Genomic DNA, 17952 nt, shown 5'->3' with positions numbered 1-17952 from the left:
TCAGGCCTCCTGCCGTTGGCGCGCAAGGGTAAAGCGAGGGCGGAGCAGGGCGAGCAGGTGATACAGCGCCAAAACGCCCATGGCTGTTCCCAGTGGCAGCCAGAAAAAATCGCGCTTGGGCTGGTGGCTGAGGGTTTTCACCTGGTGAGGGGTGATTCGGTCCAGGGTCGCGTAGACCTCATCAAGGGCCGTGCGGTCTTCGGCGCGGAAGAAGCGTCCGCCCGTCATCTCGGCAATGTGCTGCAAACCTTGCAGGTTGACCTTGGCTTCGCCTTCGGCGGTTGGGTCGCCAATGCCGATGGTGTGAATCACCACGCCTTTGGCGGCCGCCATGGCGGCGGCGTGATCGGGAGTGATTGCGCTGCTGGTGTCGTTGCCGTCGGTGAGCAGGATCAGTACTTTTTCCTGTTCATGGGCTTGGTCCAGCAGTTTCAGGCTCAAGCCGATGGCGTCGCCGATGGCCGTGTTCGGCCCGGCCATGCCGATACCGGTGTCATCGAGCAGCAATGACAGGCTGGCGTGGTCCAGGGTCAGCGGTGCCTGAGGGTAGGCGCCGCTGCCGAAGACAATCAGCCCGAGACGGTCGTCCTTGCGCCGGTCGATAAATCCGTGAACCACGGCTTTGACTGCGGCCAGGCGATTGATCTTTTGCCCGTTGGCGTCGCTGAAGTCTGTGGTTTCCATGGATTGGGAAATATCGATGGCCAGCATCAGGTCGCGCACCGGTTGTTGGCGTTCGATGGGTTTTTCCACCCACACCGGACGGGCAACCGCCAGCACCAACAACGCCCAGACCATCAGGTTGAGCAGCAGTTGCCACCGGTTGTTGCGGGTACCGGCCTCGCTCGGCGCCTGGCCGATGGCCCGACTCATGGCAGTGAAAAAGGGCACCCGAACCGCGCTGCGCGCTTCACGGTAGGCAGGCAAATAGCGATAGCCGAACCCCGCCAGTGGCAGCAGTAGCAACAACCAGGGGTAGTCAAGCTGCCACATGGTGATGCTCCACCCAGTGTTTGCAGGTGCTGAACAACTGCTCACGCTGCTGCGCCGGCAAGGCCAGCAAGGTGGCGTCGGGGGCATAGGCCAGTAGCGCCAGTTGCTGGCTGAGGTCGACGGGCAGGGCAGTTGGGCTGTGTTGTTCCAGAAACGTTTGCCAGTGCGCACCGGCCATCGCGCCAATACCCTGTGGGAGCGGGTCGGGCGGCGCTCCGTCAGCTCGCGATAGCGGACTGTCAATGACTGTCGGTTCTGGATGTTGGACGGCCTTCGCGAGCAGGCTCGTTCCCACAGGATGTGTGGTCCAGAAATGGGTTCCTGAGGAGGGTATTGAGAGGGCCACGCGTTTGAGTAGCTCAGGCAGTTCGCGCAGGGCGCTGAGGTCATTGCTGCTGTGCAATTGCGCCAGCCGCGCCAGTGCTTCACGCCGGTAACGGTTGCGTTGCCATTGCCAATACCGCCAGCCGCTCCAGCCCAACAGGCCGACGATCAACAGCCCGAGCAACACCCACCAGCCCCAGGTCTGCGGCATATAGCTGACAGGTGCGGGCAAGCCCAACTCCTGAAGTTGATCGATACTCGGGACAGGGGTACTCATCGGCGCCCGCCGCCGAGCTTGCCCAGTTCGGCGCGTAGTTGGTCTGCGGCGTCGGTGGCGGTACTGAACATCATCAGCGGCACCTGGCTGCGGCGCAGCAGGGTGGCGACGTCCTTGAGCCGACCGCTGAGAAAATCTCCCAACGGTTGATACACCTGGCGTTGCTCCACGGCCAACTCCACTTGCAACTGGCCTTGCGTGACCAGCAAACGGCCATTGCCAGGTAGCTTCAACGCCATCGGGTCGTAGACCTGCATCGCAATCACGTCGTTGTGCGCGGCCAGTTGGCGCATCCGCTGCAAGGTTTGCGGGCCGGCGCCGGCAAAGTCACTGACAATGCAGATCAGATGATCGTGCCCGGCCACGGCCAGGCAATGTTGCAGGACTTTGTCGAGTTGGTCCTCGCCTTCGCAGTCCGGGTTGGCGGCGTCGAGTTCCTGATTCTGCACGGCGATGCGGCTGCACAGCGCCTCGACGCGTTTGCGGCTGCGCAGCGGGGCGACGCTGTCGATGCGCTGGTCGTTGAACACCAGCCCACCGACCCGGTCACCGGCGTTGAACACCATCCATGCCGCCAGCGCACCGAGTTCGGCGGCCAGGGCTGATTTGAAGCTGCGGCTGGAGCCGAAGAACATCGACATGCGCTGGTCGACAAGGATCAGCGCCGGCCGGTCGCGTTCTTCAGTGAAGGTGCGGACCACCGGTTTGCCGGTGCGCAGCGAGGCGCGCCAATCGAGGTGACGCAGGTCATCGCCGGGTTGGTAGCGGCGCAGTTCATCGAAGTTCAACCCGCGCCCCCGCAAGCGTGAAGCATGGTTGCCCGCGAGGATGCTGCCGTGCGGCTGACGGGCGAGAAAGCTCAGGTCACGGGCACGAAACTCCAGCGCCATCAACTGCGCCAGCGACACATACACCCAACCGTCCACGTCCTCGTTCTTCATCGCAACAGACCTCAGGCCGGAACCGCGACAGCGTCGAGCAGGCGATCCAGCACCTGGTCGGCGCTGACACCGTCGGCCACGGCGTCATAGCTCAGTTGCAGGCGATGGCGCAGCACGGGATGGACCACGGCGCGCACGTTGTCCGGGGAGACAAAGTCCTGCCCTTGCAGCCAGGCATCGGCCCGCGCACAGCGGTCCAGCCCGATACCGCCCCGTGGGCTGGCACCCAGGGCGATCCAGCGCCCGAGGTCAGCGTCGTAATCGCCGGGGTGGCGCGTGGCGTTGATCAGGTCGATCAGGTAGCGGTCGATGGCCGGTGACACATGAATGGCGCTGACCTCACGGCGAGCGGCGAAAATGACCTCCTGTTCCAGGGCAAAGCCTTGTGTGGACGCCGTTTTTGCCCCTTGCGCCTGTTCTTCTTCGCGCAACAGGCGCAGCACCTGGCTTTCGTTGTCGGCGCTGGGGTAGTCGAGCAGGACTTTCATCAGGAAACGGTCCATCTGCGCTTCCGGCAGCGGGTAGGTGCCTTCCTGTTCAATAGGGTTCTGGGTCGCGACCACAATAAACAGTTCAGGCAGCGCATGGCTGTTGCCGGCCACGGTGATTTGCCGCTCTTCCATGGCTTCCAGCAACGCTGCCTGGACCTTGGCCGGGGCACGGTTGATTTCGTCGGCCAGGATCAGGTTGCCGAACAAGGGGCCGGGCTGGAAGCGGATCTGGTTCTGCCCGTCGACCTGGTGCAGCACCTCGGCCCCTGTGATGTCCGAGGGCAGCAGGTCAGGGGTGAACTGGATCCGGCTCATCTTCGCGTCCAGGTGTTTGGCCAGTGCCTTGACGGTTCGGGTCTTGGCCAGCCCCGGCAGGCTTTCCAGCAGCAGGTGCCCGTTGGCCAGCAGGCCAAGGAGGATCTGGCGGATCACCTGATCCTGGCCGAGCACGGCTTCGGCGATACTCGCTTGCAGGGCGTTAAGGTCATTGAGCGCCGTCATGGCTGCCTCCTGTGTGAACGATTCACCATGGCGCAGTGACCACGATGTATTGCACGGAACTGCCGACGTGCTGCGGCTGATACCAGGTAGGGCCGCAATGCTGGTAGGCAACGCCGTTGGCAATCGCCGACACGCAATCCACCGGTACGGTGGCTACCCGCGAATCGATGGCCAGCACGGTGGCGGTGGTCGCTCCGACTACGGCGGCTGCGGCCCACGGGTGATACCAGTCGTCCGGATGGGGCGGCGGTGGAGGTGGTGGAGGCAACGGTCTGGGCGGGCCGGGATAAGGATGTGGTGCACAGGGTCAGGCTTGAGCGCGTCCATGCAGAAGGCATTGTTTGGAACTCCCGTTACCAGAGGTATTGCAGGCGCAAGGTCCAGGTGTTCACGTCCGGCGAGCCGGTACGTTCGGAGACGGTGTCCGTATAGGCGACCAGACCGCCGAACTGCGGCGACAGCATGAAACCCACGCTGGCGCCGAGCAGGCCGTTTTCCTGTTTGTTGTCTTGCCAGTCGCCATTGATCCTGGTTTCGCCGCCCAGGCTGTACGTGGCATCCAGCGAGGCCCAGAGCGCGCGGTTGAGGGTGTAGCTGTAGTGGCCTTCAATGGCGTACAGCGGTTTTTGCTCAAGCTTGCCGTCGCCGTGGTAATCGTCGTTGTCGCCAAACAGCGACACCCAGGTGTTGAGCTCCAGCCAGGTCGGGCCGAACGGCGTGCCGAAACCGATTTCCGGTTTCACCGCCCAGCGGTTGGAGCCGATGTTGATGATGCGGTTCTTGTCATAGTCGCCGGTGGGCGCGGTGATCCAGAGGGCGCCGGTCAGGAAGGTTTCCGGGGTCCAGTTGGCGAATTCTTCCTTGCTCAGTGCCGGGCCGCCGAAAATGTTGTGCACCAGCACCACTTGGGTGTCGGCCATCCCGCCATTGTGTTTGGTGCCGGTGAAGAACCGCGCGTTGTCGAACGAGGCCGAGATGTCGGCGTAGGGTTGCAGGATTTGAATCGCACTGTTGCGCCCATCGACTGCAAACGAGCGGGCATAACGGAGGATGTACAGGTCGGCGTTCAACGACAACCCGTCAAGCGGCAATGAGGTGTCAATCGGGGTGTTGGTGTCGATCCGGTTGTAATAGCCGAAGACCATGTTCAGGTCGGTCGGCAGGTTCTGCCAGTCGCGGGCGTTGTCGGCGAAGCCAAGCGACGGGGCCAACGCCAGGGTCGCGGCGGTGACCCTGCCCAGTCTGGAAAGTGAACCCATGCGGTAGCTCCTTGTGATGATGGTTCGCCCGCGCGTGGCTTAATTGACGGGTGTGAGTGGCGGCAAGGCCCATTGGCCGTTTCCGACTTCGGGCTTGGGCAGGTAAATGCGCAGCACCGCGTAGAACGGCCCCGGTGGTGCGGGCAGCCAGTTGCTTTTCTTGTCCTTGACCGGTTCTGAGTGCTGCACGTACAGGGTCAGCCCGCCATCGGCGTCACGCTTGAGCGTCGGCAACATGTGGGAGTTGATCAGGTAGCGTTTCATGTGGTTGGCCACCAACAGCTTGGATTTGCCGTCGTACATGGTCAGTGACCAGAAGGCGTCGGCCGGGGGGAGGGCGTCCTTGGCAAAATGCAGGGTGTAGCTGTGTTTGGCGCCGTTGACCGGTTTGCCGGTGCTGTCGACGAAGTAGCCCATGTAGGCGGCTTCATCGGTGGAGTTCCCGAAAATCCCCATGTTGGCGCCGGCATAGCGGTACAGGTAATTGTTCTTGAGGTGATCGCGGGTGCCGAACAAGTCGCCACTGGGCACTTGATGAGTGTCGACCTTGTCCTTCTTGAATGTGGCGAATTCGGCCTTGCCGTCGGCGATACCGTCTTCCAGTGCCTTGCGCTGCTCGGTGCTGAGGGCTTTGAGGTCAAAGGGCTGGCCGGCGACGATACCGATTTTCGCGAAACGGGCGAGCAGGTCCTTTTCGACATCCTGCGCCGGGGCGAAGCCGAGCATGAAGTTCAGGTAGCGAAACAGCTCCGGGCTGTCGCTCATGTTCGCCGTGGGTTTGGGCCATTCGATTTTGGGTGCGGCGGCAGGCGCTGGTTGCCCCAGATAGCGGCTCAAGGTCTGGACCTTGTAGCCGTTCTGGATTTTCTTGACCTTGCCCAGGTCCTTTTCATCGAAGAGCTGAGTGCGATACAGCGCATAGGCGATGTTGGTTTCGCTGCGCACCAGACGATCGATGTTCAGCGGTTGCTGGCCTTTCCAGTCCGGGCCGGCAATCATGAAATGGCCGCCCTTGTTGCCAGTGCTGCGGGTACCCAGGTAGGCGAAGTTCTGGGTGTAGAGGTCGATCAACTGGACCGAGTAATAGCGCCCCTCGGCGATGGACGGCAGGGTGAGTACCACCGGTTCGGTGCGCAGGTCCATCCAGACGAACGAGTAGGGTGTGTCCGAGTTGGGGGTGACAAACGCGGTGTCCTTGGGGGTGAACACCCGGGAGGTGTTGCCGATCTGGTTGAACGGCGCCTTGAAATTCGATCCAGCCTTGTCGACAGCCTGGGTGTAGAGCGTTTTGTACATCTCCACCACCGGGAAACCGTAGAGGTAAGCCTCTTTGGCGATACCCCGGGCTTCTTCGGGGCTGGCGCTGAAATCTGCCCAGGCACTGGCGCTCAGCAACAGAGAGAGGCCGGCAAACAGCAGGCGGGTCGGTTTTTCTATGAGCATTGCAGTGTCCTTTGTGTGAGCGCGATTACTGCACTGGCGTGATGTCGTCGAGCTTCCAGCTTTTGTCGAAATAGGCTTCAGTCGGGGCGTATAGCCGGAAATAGCTGAACCAGTGTTTGCCCGGTACGGTTTGCACCCAGTTGCTCTCGAAGCCTTCAGGCGCTGTCGGGCCGAAGTACAGGTCCACCGAACCATCGGCATTCTTCTTCAGCGCTTGGCGGGACGAGAGGTCGGCCTTGCGCTGCGGGTTGTCGATCAGGCAGCGGGTGTCTATGTCATAGACGGTCATTGACCAGAACTGCTTGGCGGGCGGGTTGGCACCGACATGCAAACGATAACTTTTGGCGCCGTCGAGCCAGTTGCCGCTGTTGTCGGTGTAGGCGCCGAGGTAGGTCTGGCCCAGGCCCGGGGTTTTGGAAACCATGCCTTTGGTGTTGGTGACCGCTTCATAGAACCAGGCACTGCGCTCCCACAACTGGTCGTAATAGGCCATGCGCTGGGAAGGCTCGGCGATGTTGAGCACGGTGTCCCATTGGCGGTCCGGCCAGTATTGGGCTCCGGGAAAACGCTTGGCGAAGGTGTTGGCCTTGGCGATCAGTTCACCCATCTGCGCGCCTTGCTCCAGGGCCTTGCGTTGGTTGTCGTTGGGGTTGAACGGTTTGTCCTTCTCGATACCCAGGCTGGCGAGCATGGCCATGTAGAAGCGGTCGCGTTCGTTGACCGTTGGTATCCTGTAAGGCGTTGATATTATTCGGATAATAATTCCTCCCCAATTAATCCCCAAAACCTCCCCAAAACTCCTTGGGCATCAAGCTACATCTATCCATTCAGCCCCACGATTATCTTGGTACAGGTCCGTCATAGCTGCTGATTTGTGCCCGAGCAACTTTTGAGCGTCGCGACCCTCTGTTTTATGAAGCCGAGCTGCCAGGGAGCGCATTTCGTGAAATGTTGGCGGCTGCTTTCCGAGGGTGATCCCAAGCTTAGCTGCTGCTCGGTCTCGCGCATTCGCAAATTCACGAGTCATTGCCTGAAGTGCTACCGCTTGCCCCGCCTTCCCACGACTGGCTGACTTAAAGTAATGAATAAGGTGCTGGGAGACGACGCGATCTCGGCAGGACTTTATGACCGTTGCAAGTTCGAGGTTCAGGGCTTCAAGCCGAAGCGTCGTGCTGATTCGCAAGCGGGTTCCGGTCTTGGACTGGACAACATGTAGATACCCATCCCGATCATCCTTGAAAACCATAGATCGAATATCGTCCCTTCGCTGTCCAGTCAGGACAGCCAACTCCATCGCGCGCTTGAGCCAAGGAATATCGGCCTCAGCGTAAATGGCCTTCCAAAAATCAAGCGTCAGTCGCTCGCGCTTGATCGTCACCCGTGCAGCCTTCGTGGCGTCGACCGGGTTCGACTCACACCATCCCGCAGCAATTGCCTCAACAAAAACATCCCGCAGCAAGGATCGCAGCGCCTTTGACATCTGCGCTTTGCCTTCCTTCGCAAGCCCGGACAAGAATTGGGCGATGTTCATCGTGGAGATTTCTCGGATGTCCTTGGCGCCAAACTCCCTGTCGATTCGCTTTAAGCGGGTATTAACAGTGCTGACTGTTTTCGGTGACTGGCTCCGCTCCTGATAAATAGATTTGTACTCCGCGATCCAATCTGAAAAAAGTCGTTGTGGGGTAGCAGGCTTTTCGGCGATTCGTTCTTTCAGCGTTGGTTGAGCATGGTCGGCGTGATTTGCGGCCACAGCCTCGCGAATAGCTTCCTCTTTATCTTTGCCAAGGCCAAACACGCGACCACTGATAGGGTCGCGGTAGGTGTAGTACGTGATGCCGTTGCGGGCGTCAGTCTTACGGTAGAGGTTTGGCGGAAGATCCTTTGACCCGGCGTTACGCGGCCTGGGCGCCATATCGTGCACTCGCTATTCTGCTGATCAGGCTCCCGCCGGTAATCCGCTCGGGCTGTTTTTCTGGTTCGCTGTAGTGGGCGCCAGACTCTACATAGTAGCTTCGGCCATGCTTGACCGGTGCCGGGGCTATGCGCCCTTCACGCGCCCACTTTCGCAGGGTGTTGGGGCTGGGCGGAGTCTTGAACTCGGCCGCTGCCCATTCGTCCAGGGTTACTTTGCTCATGTCTTACTCCCGCCGATCTACGCCGGCCGCACTTTCTGAATAATGTGAATGACGATGCAGCCGGTGGCGCAAAGCCAGATAGCGGTGCCGATTGTGGCGATGAGCAGGGCGGGTACCGAACCCTCATCGAACATCGGCGGCACTCCGTAGGCGAACCAGAGCCCGGTGATGACCAGGTAGAACAGGGCGGCCATGAGCAGGCCGAACAGCTTTATTGCGGGCATAGAAAGATCCTTGCCGCGCTTGGCGGCAGAAGGTGGTTAAAGGTTTCTGAGTTCTTTTCGCTGTTCGGGCGATTGCGCGGGGTAACCGAAGTAGAAGCGCCGTTTGCCGGTGTAGCCGCACTCACTGCATCCAGACGATGGGCCGCAACTACAGCCACCCTCACATCCGCAGCTGCACCCGCTACACGCCAATGTCACAACTCCCTCTTCCTCGACCTCGCCGTCCTCGGTAATCCAGTATTTACGCCGTCGATCAAGCCGGAACCCTGCCACCTCTTCGGCCTGCTCGTATGTCGAAGGCTCAATTCGAAAGCCGTGTTCCGCGCCTGGATCTGCGACCGATCGCATAACTTTTGGCATGAAGATTCCTCGCCCGCCGTTCACCGGCAGGCTGTGAGTTGTCAATTAGGGGTTTACAACTGATCAGGTGCTAAGCGGCTGGCGCTGAGTCATGAAACACATCCATCTGGGCCGCGCCGTCGAGCCATGCCGCCGCAATCCGATGCTCAGCCATAGCGGCATAGTCTGGGTTGAGTTCGCAGAGTACTGACTTGCGACCCTCCTGCATGGCGACGACTGCTGTGGTACCGGCACCACCGAACGGGTCCAGCACTACGCCGCCGCGCGGAGCCCCGGCCTGAATGCACGGCCGGATCAGGTCGGGCGGGAAGGTGGCGAAGTGGGCGCCCTTGAAACTGTGGGTCGGAACCGTCCAAACGCTGCGCTTGTTCCGCTCGCTGGGCATCACCGCAAGCGCTGAGTTCATCGACTTGTTATCCTTGATCCGGCCACGGGCGCGGTCTTGACCATCGGTGCCATGTCCCCAGCCAACCCCGTTTGACTTCCTGGCCACCGCTTTCATATTGCCGTTGCTCTTGGTTCCGCCGTTGGCCCGCTCGCTGCCGATCTGCGCGAGAACATCTTGCGAAAGTCGGTTATGGGTGTTGGGTGAGCAGGGTTCGAGGATTGCCGACTGGTCGAAGTAGTACTTCGGCGACTTGCTCAACAGGAAGACGTATTCGTGGGCCTTGGTGCACCGGTCACGGACGCTCTCGGGCATTGGGTTCGGCTTGTGCCAAATGATGTCTTGGCGCAGATACCAGCCATCGTCCTGGAGCGCAAAGGCCAGGCGCCAGGGTATGCCCATCATGTCCTTGACCTTGATCCCTTCCGTCAACGGTGCACGATCGGGCGAGACGGCAGCTCTATCGCGCCGGAACGAAAGATTCCCGGTTGAGCGCGCAGCATAGCTGTCCCCCATGTTCACCCAGGCCGTGCCATCGTCGCGGAGTACTCGGCGTACCTCCCGGAACACTTCGACCAGACGCCAGATGAACTCGGCTGGTGTTTCTTCCAGACCAATCTGTCCGTCGACGCCGTAATCCCGCAACCCGAAGTAGGGCGGGCTGGTCACACAGCACTGCACTGACTGGTCGGGCAGAGTCCGCATCATTTCGATACAGTCGCCGACCAAGATTCGATGGTCTGTCATCGCCGTGTCCTCATGCAGATGAGCCAAGCCATGCAGGCGAGGGCATTCACGGCTTGCCCATCCTGTAGACGTACACGTAGGTGAACCAGCAGATGGCGATCATGGGGTCACCTGCTCGGCGTCGATCTCATCAAGGAAGGCTTGGGGCAGCACTGCCGCGAACTTGCCCTGCGACCACGACAGCGGCTCAGACTTGCGGATCATTTCATTGAGCAGGTCGAAGGCGGCCACCAACTGGTCGTCGCGTATTTCGCCGTCCTCGGGCAGGTCATCGTAGAAATAGTCGGACGGCTCGATTTCACTCGGATAGTTCGGCTCGCAAATACAGAGCTTCAAATCGGCGAGGTCGATATCGTTGTCGACGATGTAATCACGCAAGCTGTCCGCATCGAAGAAGTAGTGGTCGCCGTCGAAGTCCACCAGCGGCTCGCCATCCCAGTCTTTCTGAGGCATTGCCTCGAAGACCGCCACTCGGCGCTCATCGTGGCAAATCTCGCAATGGCCACGAACCTCATGCGCTGGATGATCGGGATTCTTCTCGCAGCGGCGATGAGTGGCGCCACAGAGTCGGGCAAGGTTCTCATCCTGGCCGAAGAATCGACCATCCGCAGAAACCCAACCGGTCACGGTTTGGAGGCTGGCCGCTTCCGGCGTGTCGAACATGATGATTTTCTTTTGTTCAGGCATGACTTAACCCTCGGTGCCGATCAGGTAGGTCGGTTCGGTAGCTTCTGCCAGCCACTGACGGAGGCAGCCACACTCGGCGTGCGGTGGATCTTCATCAACCCACTGCTTATCGAGCATGCTTTCGCTGGTCAGCTCGACATCCCAGTCCGCGTATTCGGACGGGTCATCTCCGTTCATTTCGGCCAGTACGCGCCGAGCTTCGTCTTCGTTGCTGGCGGCCACCCAGTCGCTGTCGCCGACCTGGAAGCAAAGAAGAAGAGGGCGCGCAGGCTGGCTGCCGTTGAGTTCGAATGCTTCGGTTTGATTTTCCATGGGCAATACCTGTCCTTACCGCTATAGCGGCTGACTTTGAAGGGGGAGGGAGTTACTTGGTGTTGAGGCGGGTTACTTCGTCGAGGCAGGAGTTCCACTTTTTCGCTTCGCCGGTTGCGGCGGCGTACTGGTCAGCGCTTTCAAATTCGTCGCGGTGCGGCAAGTCAAGACGTTCCGGCAACACCACCGCCACTGGCAGGGGCTGCTCGACGACAGGGGCGGCGCGATACAGCAAGCGCTCAACGAAAAGATCAAACTCTTCAGAGGTGAACAGGTAGCCGTCGCCGTTTTCAGCTGGCCGACCTTCTTCGAATGCCATTTGATGAATTTCATCTGATTCAATTTTGCTATCCATATTCAGCTCTCGCGACATGGTTACGGTTTTATCGTTGGGCATCACCACCGCTACCGGCGCAGCCAGCTTTCTGTCTTCCGGCACTGGCGGGTATCCAGGGAAGGCAACCGGCGCCGGCTGCTCGGTGTAGAGGGGTTCTACCAAGAGCGCCAGGTAGTGGGCCTGTTCGTCACCCTTGAGCGTCCCATCCATGGCTAGCGCCTTTCGCTCAAGCAGCGAAGCGCCATGCGCCAGCGTGGTCGGTTCCCAAGGGTTTTCACTCGCCCAGGATTCATGGGCCCTCTTGTAGCGGTACGCCACCGGCTCCCCCTGGGGTTGGGCGGATGGCTTGCTCTTCAGCGCCACTCCGGCCGGACAAATACAGTAACCGCGCCACTCGCCAGTCAAGTCGATGAGGTCGCCCGATCCGTCGCAGGATGTGCAGCGCTCGGCATCCAGAAGGGCGCGCAGCTCAAGTAGTAGCAATGCGTCTTCATTAAGAGCCTTGGTTTCAGGCGGGTATGTCGGGTCGAACTCAGACCGAAGGTCCAGACGCTCCTTGATGCGCTCCAGCAACGCACGCGGCACGCCGTCAATCGTTTGGTTACTCATCAAGACCCCCATCCTGCTCGGGGGCGCTGAAGTCGCAGGAGTCGCAGTGCCATGCGTAGCCTTTTTCTTTCAGTGTGCCGACTTCACACTCCGGGCATTGGAACTGCTCGTAGTAGGTCAGCTGTTTGTCGCCGTCAATCGTTTGGTCATTCATCAGGAATTCCCTTATTTGCAGGCAGCTCACTGTCGCGCTTGAGTGCCCGAGCTGTTGAAGACACTTCAAGCCAGCCGCCGCAGCGGCATTGAAATTGCTAGCCGCGCACATCGTCGAGCTCTTCGCCTTCGATGCCGATTACGTCCTGACAGTGGGGGCATCGGCAGCAAATCGACATGTCGTTGTCGCGCACGATGTGCTTAACGTCATAGATGTAGTCACTCATTCGCCAGCGCCCTCGGTAGTGGGTTTGAGTGCGGCGTCGATTGCGGCATCAAGATCGATTCCATTCAGCACTTTGTTGTCTGGCGTCATCCCCGCAAACACACCACCCAAACTGATCGTCTCTAGGTCTCGGGTGCGCAGGAAGCGATACCGGCCCGCGTCCAGCTCAAGCTCCGCATTCCGCTGCTCGGCGGCGGTCAGGCGCTGTTGTAGAGCTTTCTCGCGAGCCTTGATGTCCTCGAAGTGCTGAGCCAGGGTGCAGGCGAAGTCAGCTGCCAGCCGCTCGTTGATGTAGGCGGTGTAGTCATGACGCTTGAGCTGAGTCTTGAATAGGTGGGCGATGTAGCCGCGCCCGCCCGCCGAGATTGATAGGTCAAACTCAGGCTGGGCGATTTCGTTTTCTGTGGGCATGGGGGGTACCTGGTCGACTATCGACTAGTGTTACTGATTCGGAAGGGAGGGTTTTCCAGATGAAAATGCCGAAATATGCAGCGAATGTTCCAAAAGAGCTTTTAATACGGGGGTATTGCAGTCTCAAATGCGTTTCCACCCGATACATGAGGGTTTCAACCGAGTCGTGGGCATCAGATACCCCGTGTGATCCTTCGGTATATGCGATTTGCCTGATGTGCCACAGCAAATACGACAACACTCGGAACTGGGAGCGCCTTTAGGCCGCAACCGCCTGCCGCTCAGTCATCCGCCATGGATCATTTGCCCGAGCCAATGCAGCCATCGGGGGAGGGCTGACGCTGTTCCCGCACATATGGACCTGTTGAGTCTTGGTGAACGGCTTGCCGTCGGCGCCGTGGCTGATGATGTAGTCGGCGGGGAAGCCTTGAGCTTTGTACAACTCGTTCGGTTGTAGCATCCGCAGGCAGATGTCGACGATCACGTACGGCGTGCCTTTGATGGTCACGGTGACCAGCGCCAGGCGGTCTTTGGTGGTGATGGTCGGTGCTGGTTCGGCGGCGCCGCTCACGTTCTCGGTGCCGTAATAGCTGATCAGGAATGCCGCGACCCGCAGCGCGCCGGCTTCAACCTCGGGCGAGAGTTGCAGCTCGACCAGCGAGCTTTTCCCTCCACCACCCGCCGTGATGGTGGGTGCCGGCTCATTCACGCCCTGGCCAACGCTGGCGCCGAACTGGCGTTCCATGAAGGCGGTCATCAATCCGTGGTGAGTACCGCCAGCGCTGATAGTGTGCAACGGATCGGCCACGTCCCGCGCATCGCAGTTGCCGCGCAGGTGCACCAGGTTGGCAGTCACCAGTTGTTGCTGGCTGCCGGTGTTGGTCACCGTGGTCATGGGGTCGGTAATGCTCTTGGCGGCGGTGGTGTTGAAGCCGCCATTCATCTGGGCCATGAACACCGTCGAGATGCCCATGGCGTGCGCAGCGCCGGCCGGGCGCTGGTAGTTGCCGCCACTGGTGATGGTCGGCAGTGGCTCGTTGAGCGCCTTACCTTCGTCCGCAAACCGAAACTTCACCAGGTGCGCAGCGGCAATTGCCCGGTGGTTCTGGGTCATCAGTGTTCCTGCGGGCTGATTCAGGGCCGCCGGCTTGCCGGAGAACTCTGGACCTCCGGCGCCAACCAGCACGGCCGTGGCGACTGAATGGCCGCCACTGGCTGTTACGGTGCCGAGTGGATCAGCGGCCGATTTGCTGCCGTCGCCCCAGCGTTGCACGCCGCCGGGTTTTCCCTCGCCGTGCGCGGCAGTGACCATCACCGGGCTGATCATCGTCAGTTCGCCGCGGTTGGCGCAGGTCACCGTCGGCAGCGGGGCGTGTGGGTCGTTGATCCGGTCGCTGCCCTGATGCGTGGCTGGCGCGATGATCGGGCTGGCCATGGCGAACGAGCCACCGCGTGGCCAGGAGGTGACGGTGCGCAGCGGGTCATGCGCTGACTGCACGCTTTCGCCGGACCAGTTCGCAATCGGCACGATGAATGGGTCAGCGGCATCGATGACGAACTTCTTCATGCCCTTGGCGATCCGCCGCAGGGTGGCGGGGGCCAGGTCCTTCTTGCGGCCGAAGATGCTTTGGCTCGGGATCGTCCAATCGATACATTCGGCGGCGGTGCGCCACTTTTTCTGGCCCTTGGCCGGGTTCTTTGCGTGTGTCGGCTCTGGCCAGACAATCGGCTGGTCGTCGCAGCGGGCGATCATGAACAGGCGTTCGCGGCTGGTGGGTGCGCCAAAGTCGCAGGCCTTGATCACACGCCATTCAACGGCGTAGCCCAGGTGCTGGAGTTCGGCGACGAAGGTGGCCCAGGTCTGACCGCGACGCTTCGGGTCGGGCACCAGGAACTGCTGGCCTACCGGCACGACCTCACCCGGCTCGGCAATGCCGCCGCCCAGCTTTACGACCCGGCCAGTGTCCTTGCAGCGCTTAGCGATCAGCGGCCCCCACTGGAGGATCTGTTTCACGTTCTCCAGGCTGATGACGCGGGGCTTCTTCTTGCCGGCCCACTTCAGGCCGATCCACGACAGGTTTCGAATTTCGCGTTTGCGCGGCTGACCGCCAGCGGCCTGGCTGTGATGGGTGCAGTCCGGCGACATATGGAACCAGCCCACGGCCTTGCCACCGCACTCGGTATCAGGATCACCGTCGAACACGTCGGTGGTGTAGTGCGCGGCGCCCGGGTGATTCACGGTGTGCATGCTGATCGCTTGAGGGCTGTGGTTCTTGGCGACATTCACCGCGCGGCCCAGGCCCATCTCCAGCCCGGTTCCGGCACCGCCGCCACCGCAGAAGAAGTCGACAACGATTTCATCGTCCTGAGGGTTGAAGCCAAGTCCGTATTGGGTTTTAAAGTTGGCGGCGTGCATCTTCTGGTGAGCGAACATAGGGGATCCTCGCCGACTGGCGTGATTCGTTGAAGTGGGTGTCCGGACAGGCGGGGCGTGGGTGCGCACCCGCGATGACCTACTCTTGATGGGTGGTTCCCATTACCGAGGAGATCATCATGTCCAAAGGTGGAGGTGGTAAAAGCTCAGGCAGCCCTGGTGGATCGAGCAAAGGATCCGGCGGCTCGTCGCGTGGGCCTTCGAGTCATCCAGGACCAGGTGGTAACTGGCCGAGTACAACGCCAAACCCTTCAGGCGGCGTCCGGGGTAATGCTCCTTCAGGTAAGAAAGGCTGATGTCGGCAGCGTGCTGCATATCATTGTGCGGCGCGCTGCCTGCCAGATCTAAACGCAATAGGTGAGGGCGGGTCAGCGGGCGAAATCCGACATTTCGCCCAACGCTGCATCAATGGCCTCGACCGCTTCGCCGGCGTTCATCTCGCCGTGATTCTTCAGAAGGTCGTACACCCGCTGTATGCATTCCTGAAGATCGTCTGCTCCTACGCTGCTTTCTTCTGCGTCCTCCAATTGCTCTTCGAGATCAGCAACCTGTTGTTCGAGCGTGTTGATTTCGCTGAGATAGGTTCCGCGAAAGGACACTGAGCGTCGCGCCATCTCGATCTGCGCGTCTTCGTCGATTCCTGCGTAGTGAATCAGCTCTTCATCGCTGAGAGCTGTTACAGGTAATCCCATGGGTTATCTCCAGTCAGGCGCCGCCCTCCGTGACCGGATGCGACAGGTGGATGGGTTCAAGCAGGCTTTTTTTAATAGGGTAGAATTCCATCTTGACTTTTAGGGAATCAAGAAAAATGAATTCAAATGGCAAAGCCTTCAGCCTCGACATAAACGGCTACGAACTCATCTGCGGGATCTCAAGCCGAAACGAAGATGACAAGCCCAAACGAGTTGGCATTACTGCGCACTATCCAAGTGGCTGGACAGTGGTTTTTGACTACCCTGGACCGTGGGCGAATGATGCGTTGGCGTATCAGTATCTACGGGCAAAAGCACTGGATATCGCCAGCAAGCAATCGCACTAAGCCTCTTCGGCGTCGAGCCGTGATGCTTGGCGCTGGCCGAGAACATAGAGTTCTGCCGCCACGCTTTCGTTAACTTCGATTTTGTGGCGCGAACGTAGCGCCTCTCTTGCTCCGTCCGGACCGAGGGAGTGAACGTAGCGCAGGGAGCCGGCCATTACTGATGCCTGCTCGGTGTCCTCAGTCCAGGCCATGAGATCGGCAAGCATCTGCTTTTCGCCCTGTCGAACACGGTGCCGCAATTCTTCCTCGCCGCGCTCTTTCCGCCTCTTGCTGCAATTCGCAGATCGAACCTGCTGATCCATCGCCATGGCCAGCCTCTTTAATTCCGGTGTGTACGCCCATTCGTTAGCGCCCTTGGGTCAGATTGTCCGGCAGTAATGGTAATGTCTACGCAGCACCCCTGGAGCCTGCTAGATGAATCGTCAAAGTCCGCCTCACCGCGTCGCAACGCCTCAAGTCGCGTCAAACACTGAAAGCCCAGCCGCTCACCCCCCTATTTGGCATCGCGGCCCGGACTTACTGACCGTTGGCAGCACGGGTGCGGCCATTTTGGGTTTCAGCTTTGTGGTGCTTTGGTTGTTGCCCGGCTTAGTGCTGACGATACTGCTCCTTCTCGGGTTTGACGCGATGCAAGATGAACCGTACAGCGATGAGTCGAGTCTCACAATGTCGACGCTCATTCTGATGCTGCTTGGTTCTGTTGTGCTCATGGGGCTGGTCTTCGCGTGGATTTCCTCTGCCGCTAGAGTGCTGGCCTTCACGTTCGACGAAAACCAGCAACTGCTTACCCTCACGGTCACCCGTCGCGGTCGTAAGCCCACCGAAGTGCAGGTTCCATTTAGCGACATTATTTGTATCAGCCCTTACGTGTTAGCCAGTTATGACCGTCATGGCTATTTTAGCGTCGTGTGTCAGGGGCCGAGGGACAAGGAGTTTGAATATCGATTGGCTGAGGGTACTTCTCTGGAAGAAATGGAGTTTCACACTGCTTGGTTGCGGGAAATAATTGGCTTACGGATGAACGATCTACTGAATCTGGACAAGTGAACTGCTACATCGCTTGATACGGGCTATGCGACGCATGAAGTGCAGCCTTTGCGCGCCACGGGGTAGTCGATACCGTATTTGGTGAGTATCCGCTCCAGGGTCTTGTTGGCGATTCCGAGCTTGCCGCAGACCTGCCGTCGAGTGATGCCTAGTTCAAGGAAGGCCTTGATGCGTTCGGCGTACTGGGCGTCGCGATGATCGAGCTGTTTAAGGTGCTCCGCGTTGTAGTTACCGCCGCGGGAGGTCTTCTTGAACTTGATGCCGTACTCGCTGGCGATATTGCAGAGGGTTCGCCTGCTGACCTTTAGCGCCTGGGCAACTTCGGTCTGGGTGTGCGTAGCGCACATAGCCAGCGCCTGCTCGACCTTCTTCTTGCGCTGTTCCACGCGAATATCCATAGGCGCCATGGGCAGCGGGGCCGCCTCAACCCTACGTCGAACAAAAGGCTTTGGCACCGGCGGCATCTGATTGCTGTAGCTGACCGGCTTGGGCTTGTAGCCGATCGGTGCCGCTTCTTCGATGTGGCCGCCGGCCGCCAGATATTGGGCGACCTGAGCTGCCAATGCATCCGAGGCCGGGCGCATTGCCTCGACCATGCTGAGATGGTTGCTGATCAT

General features: G+C 60.0%; 23 protein-coding genes and 1 pseudogene. 2 read left to right on the top strand and 22 right to left on the bottom strand.

The window, feature by feature from the left end; translation table 11 throughout:
• From AC1Z1G_RS14665 to AC1Z1G_RS14570, 20 genes and pseudogenes are all read right to left on the bottom strand, one after another.
• A complete protein-coding gene (locus tag AC1Z1G_RS14665) occupies window positions 1–993 on the bottom strand; it encodes a vWA domain-containing protein (RefSeq protein WP_483620797.1) in 993 nt (330 codons plus the stop codon).
• Window positions 980–1594 (bottom strand): DUF4381 domain-containing protein, encoded by a 615-nt coding sequence (locus AC1Z1G_RS14660; protein ID WP_483620796.1) that lies wholly within the window; start codon window positions 1592–1594, stop codon window positions 980–982. Before AC1Z1G_RS14660 ends, AC1Z1G_RS14665 begins: the two co-directional genes overlap by 14 nt.
• Window positions 1591–2535, bottom strand: coding sequence for a DUF58 domain-containing protein (locus AC1Z1G_RS14655; RefSeq protein WP_483620795.1), 945 nt, complete (start codon window positions 2533–2535; stop codon window positions 1591–1593). Before AC1Z1G_RS14655 ends, AC1Z1G_RS14660 begins: the two co-directional genes overlap by 4 nt.
• Window positions 2536–2546: 11 nt before the next feature.
• Complete coding sequence (locus AC1Z1G_RS14650) at window positions 2547–3527, bottom strand: AAA family ATPase (protein WP_483620794.1); 981 nt, start codon at window positions 3525–3527, stop codon at window positions 2547–2549.
• Window positions 3528–3549: 22 nt separating this feature from the next.
• Window positions 3550–3795, bottom strand: coding sequence for a hypothetical protein (locus tag AC1Z1G_RS14645; protein ID WP_483620793.1), 246 nt, complete (start codon window positions 3793–3795; stop codon window positions 3550–3552).
• 85 nt (window positions 3796–3880) lie between these two features.
• A complete protein-coding gene (locus tag AC1Z1G_RS14640; protein ID WP_483620792.1) occupies window positions 3881–4786 on the bottom strand; it encodes a transporter in 906 nt (301 codons plus the stop codon).
• A gap of 39 nt (window positions 4787–4825) precedes the next feature.
• Complete coding sequence (locus AC1Z1G_RS14635) at window positions 4826–6229, bottom strand: DUF1254 domain-containing protein (protein WP_483620791.1); 1404 nt, start codon at window positions 6227–6229, stop codon at window positions 4826–4828.
• A gap of 25 nt (window positions 6230–6254) precedes the next feature.
• Window positions 6255–6950: pseudogene (locus AC1Z1G_RS14630) on the bottom strand (DUF1214 domain-containing protein); the annotation flags it as partial.
• Between the two features lie 87 nt (window positions 6951–7037).
• The gene (locus tag AC1Z1G_RS14625) at window positions 7038–8141 is read right to left on the bottom strand and encodes a phage integrase Arm DNA-binding domain-containing protein (RefSeq protein ID WP_483620790.1); all 1104 of its coding nucleotides are present in this window, start codon (window positions 8139–8141) and stop codon (window positions 7038–7040) included.
• Window positions 8122–8364, bottom strand: coding sequence for an excisionase (locus AC1Z1G_RS14620; RefSeq protein ID WP_483620789.1), 243 nt, complete (start codon window positions 8362–8364; stop codon window positions 8122–8124). Before AC1Z1G_RS14620 ends, AC1Z1G_RS14625 begins: the two co-directional genes overlap by 20 nt.
• A gap of 17 nt (window positions 8365–8381) precedes the next feature.
• Window positions 8382–8588 carry a hypothetical protein gene (locus tag AC1Z1G_RS14615; protein ID WP_483620788.1) on the bottom strand — a complete coding sequence of 69 codons (207 nt, stop codon included), beginning with the start codon at window positions 8586–8588 and terminating at the stop codon, window positions 8382–8384.
• A 430-nt stretch (window positions 8589–9018) separates the two neighbouring features.
• A complete protein-coding gene (locus AC1Z1G_RS14610; protein WP_483620787.1) occupies window positions 9019–10080 on the bottom strand; it encodes a DNA-methyltransferase in 1062 nt (353 codons plus the stop codon).
• Between the two features lie 99 nt (window positions 10081–10179).
• Entirely contained in the window at window positions 10180–10767 is a 588-nt protein-coding gene (locus tag AC1Z1G_RS14605; protein ID WP_483620786.1) for a hypothetical protein, read from the bottom strand.
• A 3-nt stretch (window positions 10768–10770) separates the two neighbouring features.
• Window positions 10771–11079 (bottom strand): hypothetical protein, encoded by a 309-nt coding sequence (locus AC1Z1G_RS14600; protein WP_483620785.1) that lies wholly within the window; start codon window positions 11077–11079, stop codon window positions 10771–10773.
• A gap of 52 nt (window positions 11080–11131) precedes the next feature.
• The gene (locus AC1Z1G_RS14595; RefSeq protein WP_483620784.1) at window positions 11132–12025 is read right to left on the bottom strand and encodes a hypothetical protein; all 894 of its coding nucleotides are present in this window, start codon (window positions 12023–12025) and stop codon (window positions 11132–11134) included.
• Entirely contained in the window at window positions 12018–12179 is a 162-nt protein-coding gene (locus tag AC1Z1G_RS14590) for a hypothetical protein (protein ID WP_483620783.1), read from the bottom strand. Before AC1Z1G_RS14590 ends, AC1Z1G_RS14595 begins: the two co-directional genes overlap by 8 nt.
• Before the next feature lie 97 nt (window positions 12180–12276).
• A complete protein-coding gene (locus tag AC1Z1G_RS14585) occupies window positions 12277–12405 on the bottom strand; it encodes a hypothetical protein (RefSeq protein ID WP_483620782.1) in 129 nt (42 codons plus the stop codon).
• The gene (locus tag AC1Z1G_RS14580; RefSeq protein ID WP_483620781.1) at window positions 12402–12815 is read right to left on the bottom strand and encodes a hypothetical protein; all 414 of its coding nucleotides are present in this window, start codon (window positions 12813–12815) and stop codon (window positions 12402–12404) included. The genes AC1Z1G_RS14585 and AC1Z1G_RS14580 overlap by 4 nt, the downstream gene beginning before the upstream one ends.
• A 259-nt stretch (window positions 12816–13074) precedes the next feature.
• Window positions 13075–15249, bottom strand: coding sequence for a DNA cytosine methyltransferase (locus AC1Z1G_RS14575; protein ID WP_483620780.1), 2175 nt, complete (start codon window positions 15247–15249; stop codon window positions 13075–13077).
• A gap of 368 nt (window positions 15250–15617) precedes the next feature.
• On the bottom strand, window positions 15618–15941 hold the full coding sequence (locus tag AC1Z1G_RS14570; protein WP_483620779.1) for a hypothetical protein: 324 nt from the start codon (window positions 15939–15941) through the stop codon (window positions 15618–15620).
• Window positions 15942–16057: 116 nt separating this feature from the next.
• On the opposite strand from AC1Z1G_RS14570, the gene AC1Z1G_RS14565 reads away from it, so the two are divergent.
• Window positions 16058–16288, top strand: coding sequence for a hypothetical protein (locus tag AC1Z1G_RS14565; RefSeq protein WP_483620778.1), 231 nt, complete (start codon window positions 16058–16060; stop codon window positions 16286–16288).
• Here AC1Z1G_RS14565 and AC1Z1G_RS14560 read toward each other — a convergent pair.
• Entirely contained in the window at window positions 16285–16596 is a 312-nt protein-coding gene (locus AC1Z1G_RS14560; RefSeq protein ID WP_483620777.1) for a hypothetical protein, read from the bottom strand. The two genes, AC1Z1G_RS14565 and AC1Z1G_RS14560, sit on opposite strands and share 4 nt — an antisense overlap.
• 106 nt (window positions 16597–16702) lie before the next feature.
• Here AC1Z1G_RS14560 and AC1Z1G_RS14555 point away from each other — a divergent pair, with 106 nt between their 5' ends.
• On the top strand, window positions 16703–17335 hold the full coding sequence (locus AC1Z1G_RS14555; protein ID WP_483620776.1) for a hypothetical protein: 633 nt from the start codon (window positions 16703–16705) through the stop codon (window positions 17333–17335).
• Window positions 17336–17358: 23 nt separating this feature from the next.
• Here AC1Z1G_RS14555 and AC1Z1G_RS14550 read toward each other — a convergent pair whose 3' ends face one another.
• Complete coding sequence (locus AC1Z1G_RS14550; protein ID WP_483620775.1) at window positions 17359–17952, bottom strand: hypothetical protein; 594 nt, start codon at window positions 17950–17952, stop codon at window positions 17359–17361.

Source organism: Pseudomonas sp. JL27(2026) (assembly GCF_056933555.1).
Note: the sequence above shows the minus strand (reverse complement) of the source record. Positions and strands in the feature narration are given on the sequence as shown.

What these genes read in the sequence shown, in the direction of transcription:
- AC1Z1G_RS14665 (WP_483620797.1), bottom strand. Translation starts at nt 993, where the DNA reads ATGTGGCAGCTTGACTACCCCTGGTTGTTGCTACTGCTGCCACTGGCG.
- AC1Z1G_RS14660 (WP_483620796.1), bottom strand. Translation starts at nt 1,594, where the DNA reads ATGAGTACCCCTGTCCCGAGTATCGATCAACTTCAGGAGTTGGGCTTG.
- AC1Z1G_RS14655 (WP_483620795.1), bottom strand. Translation starts at nt 2,535, where the DNA reads ATGAAGAACGAGGACGTGGACGGTTGGGTGTATGTGTCGCTGGCGCAG.
- AC1Z1G_RS14650 (WP_483620794.1), bottom strand. Translation starts at nt 3,527, where the DNA reads ATGACGGCGCTCAATGACCTTAACGCCCTGCAAGCGAGTATCGCCGAA.
- AC1Z1G_RS14640 (WP_483620792.1), bottom strand. Translation starts at nt 4,786, where the DNA reads ATGGGTTCACTTTCCAGACTGGGCAGGGTCACCGCCGCGACCCTGGCG.
- AC1Z1G_RS14635 (WP_483620791.1), bottom strand. Translation starts at nt 6,229, where the DNA reads ATGCTCATAGAAAAACCGACCCGCCTGCTGTTTGCCGGCCTCTCTCTG.
- AC1Z1G_RS14625 (WP_483620790.1), bottom strand. Translation starts at nt 8,141, where the DNA reads ATGGCGCCCAGGCCGCGTAACGCCGGGTCAAAGGATCTTCCGCCAAAC.
- AC1Z1G_RS14620 (WP_483620789.1), bottom strand. Translation starts at nt 8,364, where the DNA reads ATGAGCAAAGTAACCCTGGACGAATGGGCAGCGGCCGAGTTCAAGACT.
- AC1Z1G_RS14615 (WP_483620788.1), bottom strand. Translation starts at nt 8,588, where the DNA reads ATGCCCGCAATAAAGCTGTTCGGCCTGCTCATGGCCGCCCTGTTCTAC.
- AC1Z1G_RS14610 (WP_483620787.1), bottom strand. Translation starts at nt 10,080, where the DNA reads ATGACAGACCATCGAATCTTGGTCGGCGACTGTATCGAAATGATGCGG.
- AC1Z1G_RS14605 (WP_483620786.1), bottom strand. Translation starts at nt 10,767, where the DNA reads ATGCCTGAACAAAAGAAAATCATCATGTTCGACACGCCGGAAGCGGCC.
- AC1Z1G_RS14600 (WP_483620785.1), bottom strand. Translation starts at nt 11,079, where the DNA reads ATGGAAAATCAAACCGAAGCATTCGAACTCAACGGCAGCCAGCCTGCG.
- AC1Z1G_RS14595 (WP_483620784.1), bottom strand. Translation starts at nt 12,025, where the DNA reads ATGAGTAACCAAACGATTGACGGCGTGCCGCGTGCGTTGCTGGAGCGC.
- AC1Z1G_RS14590 (WP_483620783.1), bottom strand. Translation starts at nt 12,179, where the DNA reads ATGAATGACCAAACGATTGACGGCGACAAACAGCTGACCTACTACGAG.
- AC1Z1G_RS14585 (WP_483620782.1), bottom strand. Translation starts at nt 12,405, where the DNA reads ATGAGTGACTACATCTATGACGTTAAGCACATCGTGCGCGACAACGAC.
- AC1Z1G_RS14580 (WP_483620781.1), bottom strand. Translation starts at nt 12,815, where the DNA reads ATGCCCACAGAAAACGAAATCGCCCAGCCTGAGTTTGACCTATCAATC.
- AC1Z1G_RS14575 (WP_483620780.1), bottom strand. Translation starts at nt 15,249, where the DNA reads ATGTTCGCTCACCAGAAGATGCACGCCGCCAACTTTAAAACCCAATAC.
- AC1Z1G_RS14570 (WP_483620779.1), bottom strand. Translation starts at nt 15,941, where the DNA reads ATGGGATTACCTGTAACAGCTCTCAGCGATGAAGAGCTGATTCACTAC.
- AC1Z1G_RS14565 (WP_483620778.1), top strand. Translation starts at nt 16,058, where the DNA reads ATGAATTCAAATGGCAAAGCCTTCAGCCTCGACATAAACGGCTACGAA.
- AC1Z1G_RS14560 (WP_483620777.1), bottom strand. Translation starts at nt 16,596, where the DNA reads ATGGCGATGGATCAGCAGGTTCGATCTGCGAATTGCAGCAAGAGGCGG.
- AC1Z1G_RS14555 (WP_483620776.1), top strand. Translation starts at nt 16,703, where the DNA reads ATGAATCGTCAAAGTCCGCCTCACCGCGTCGCAACGCCTCAAGTCGCG.
- AC1Z1G_RS14550 (WP_483620775.1), bottom strand. Translation starts at nt 17,952, where the DNA reads ATGATCAGCAACCATCTCAGCATGGTCGAGGCAATGCGCCCGGCCTCG.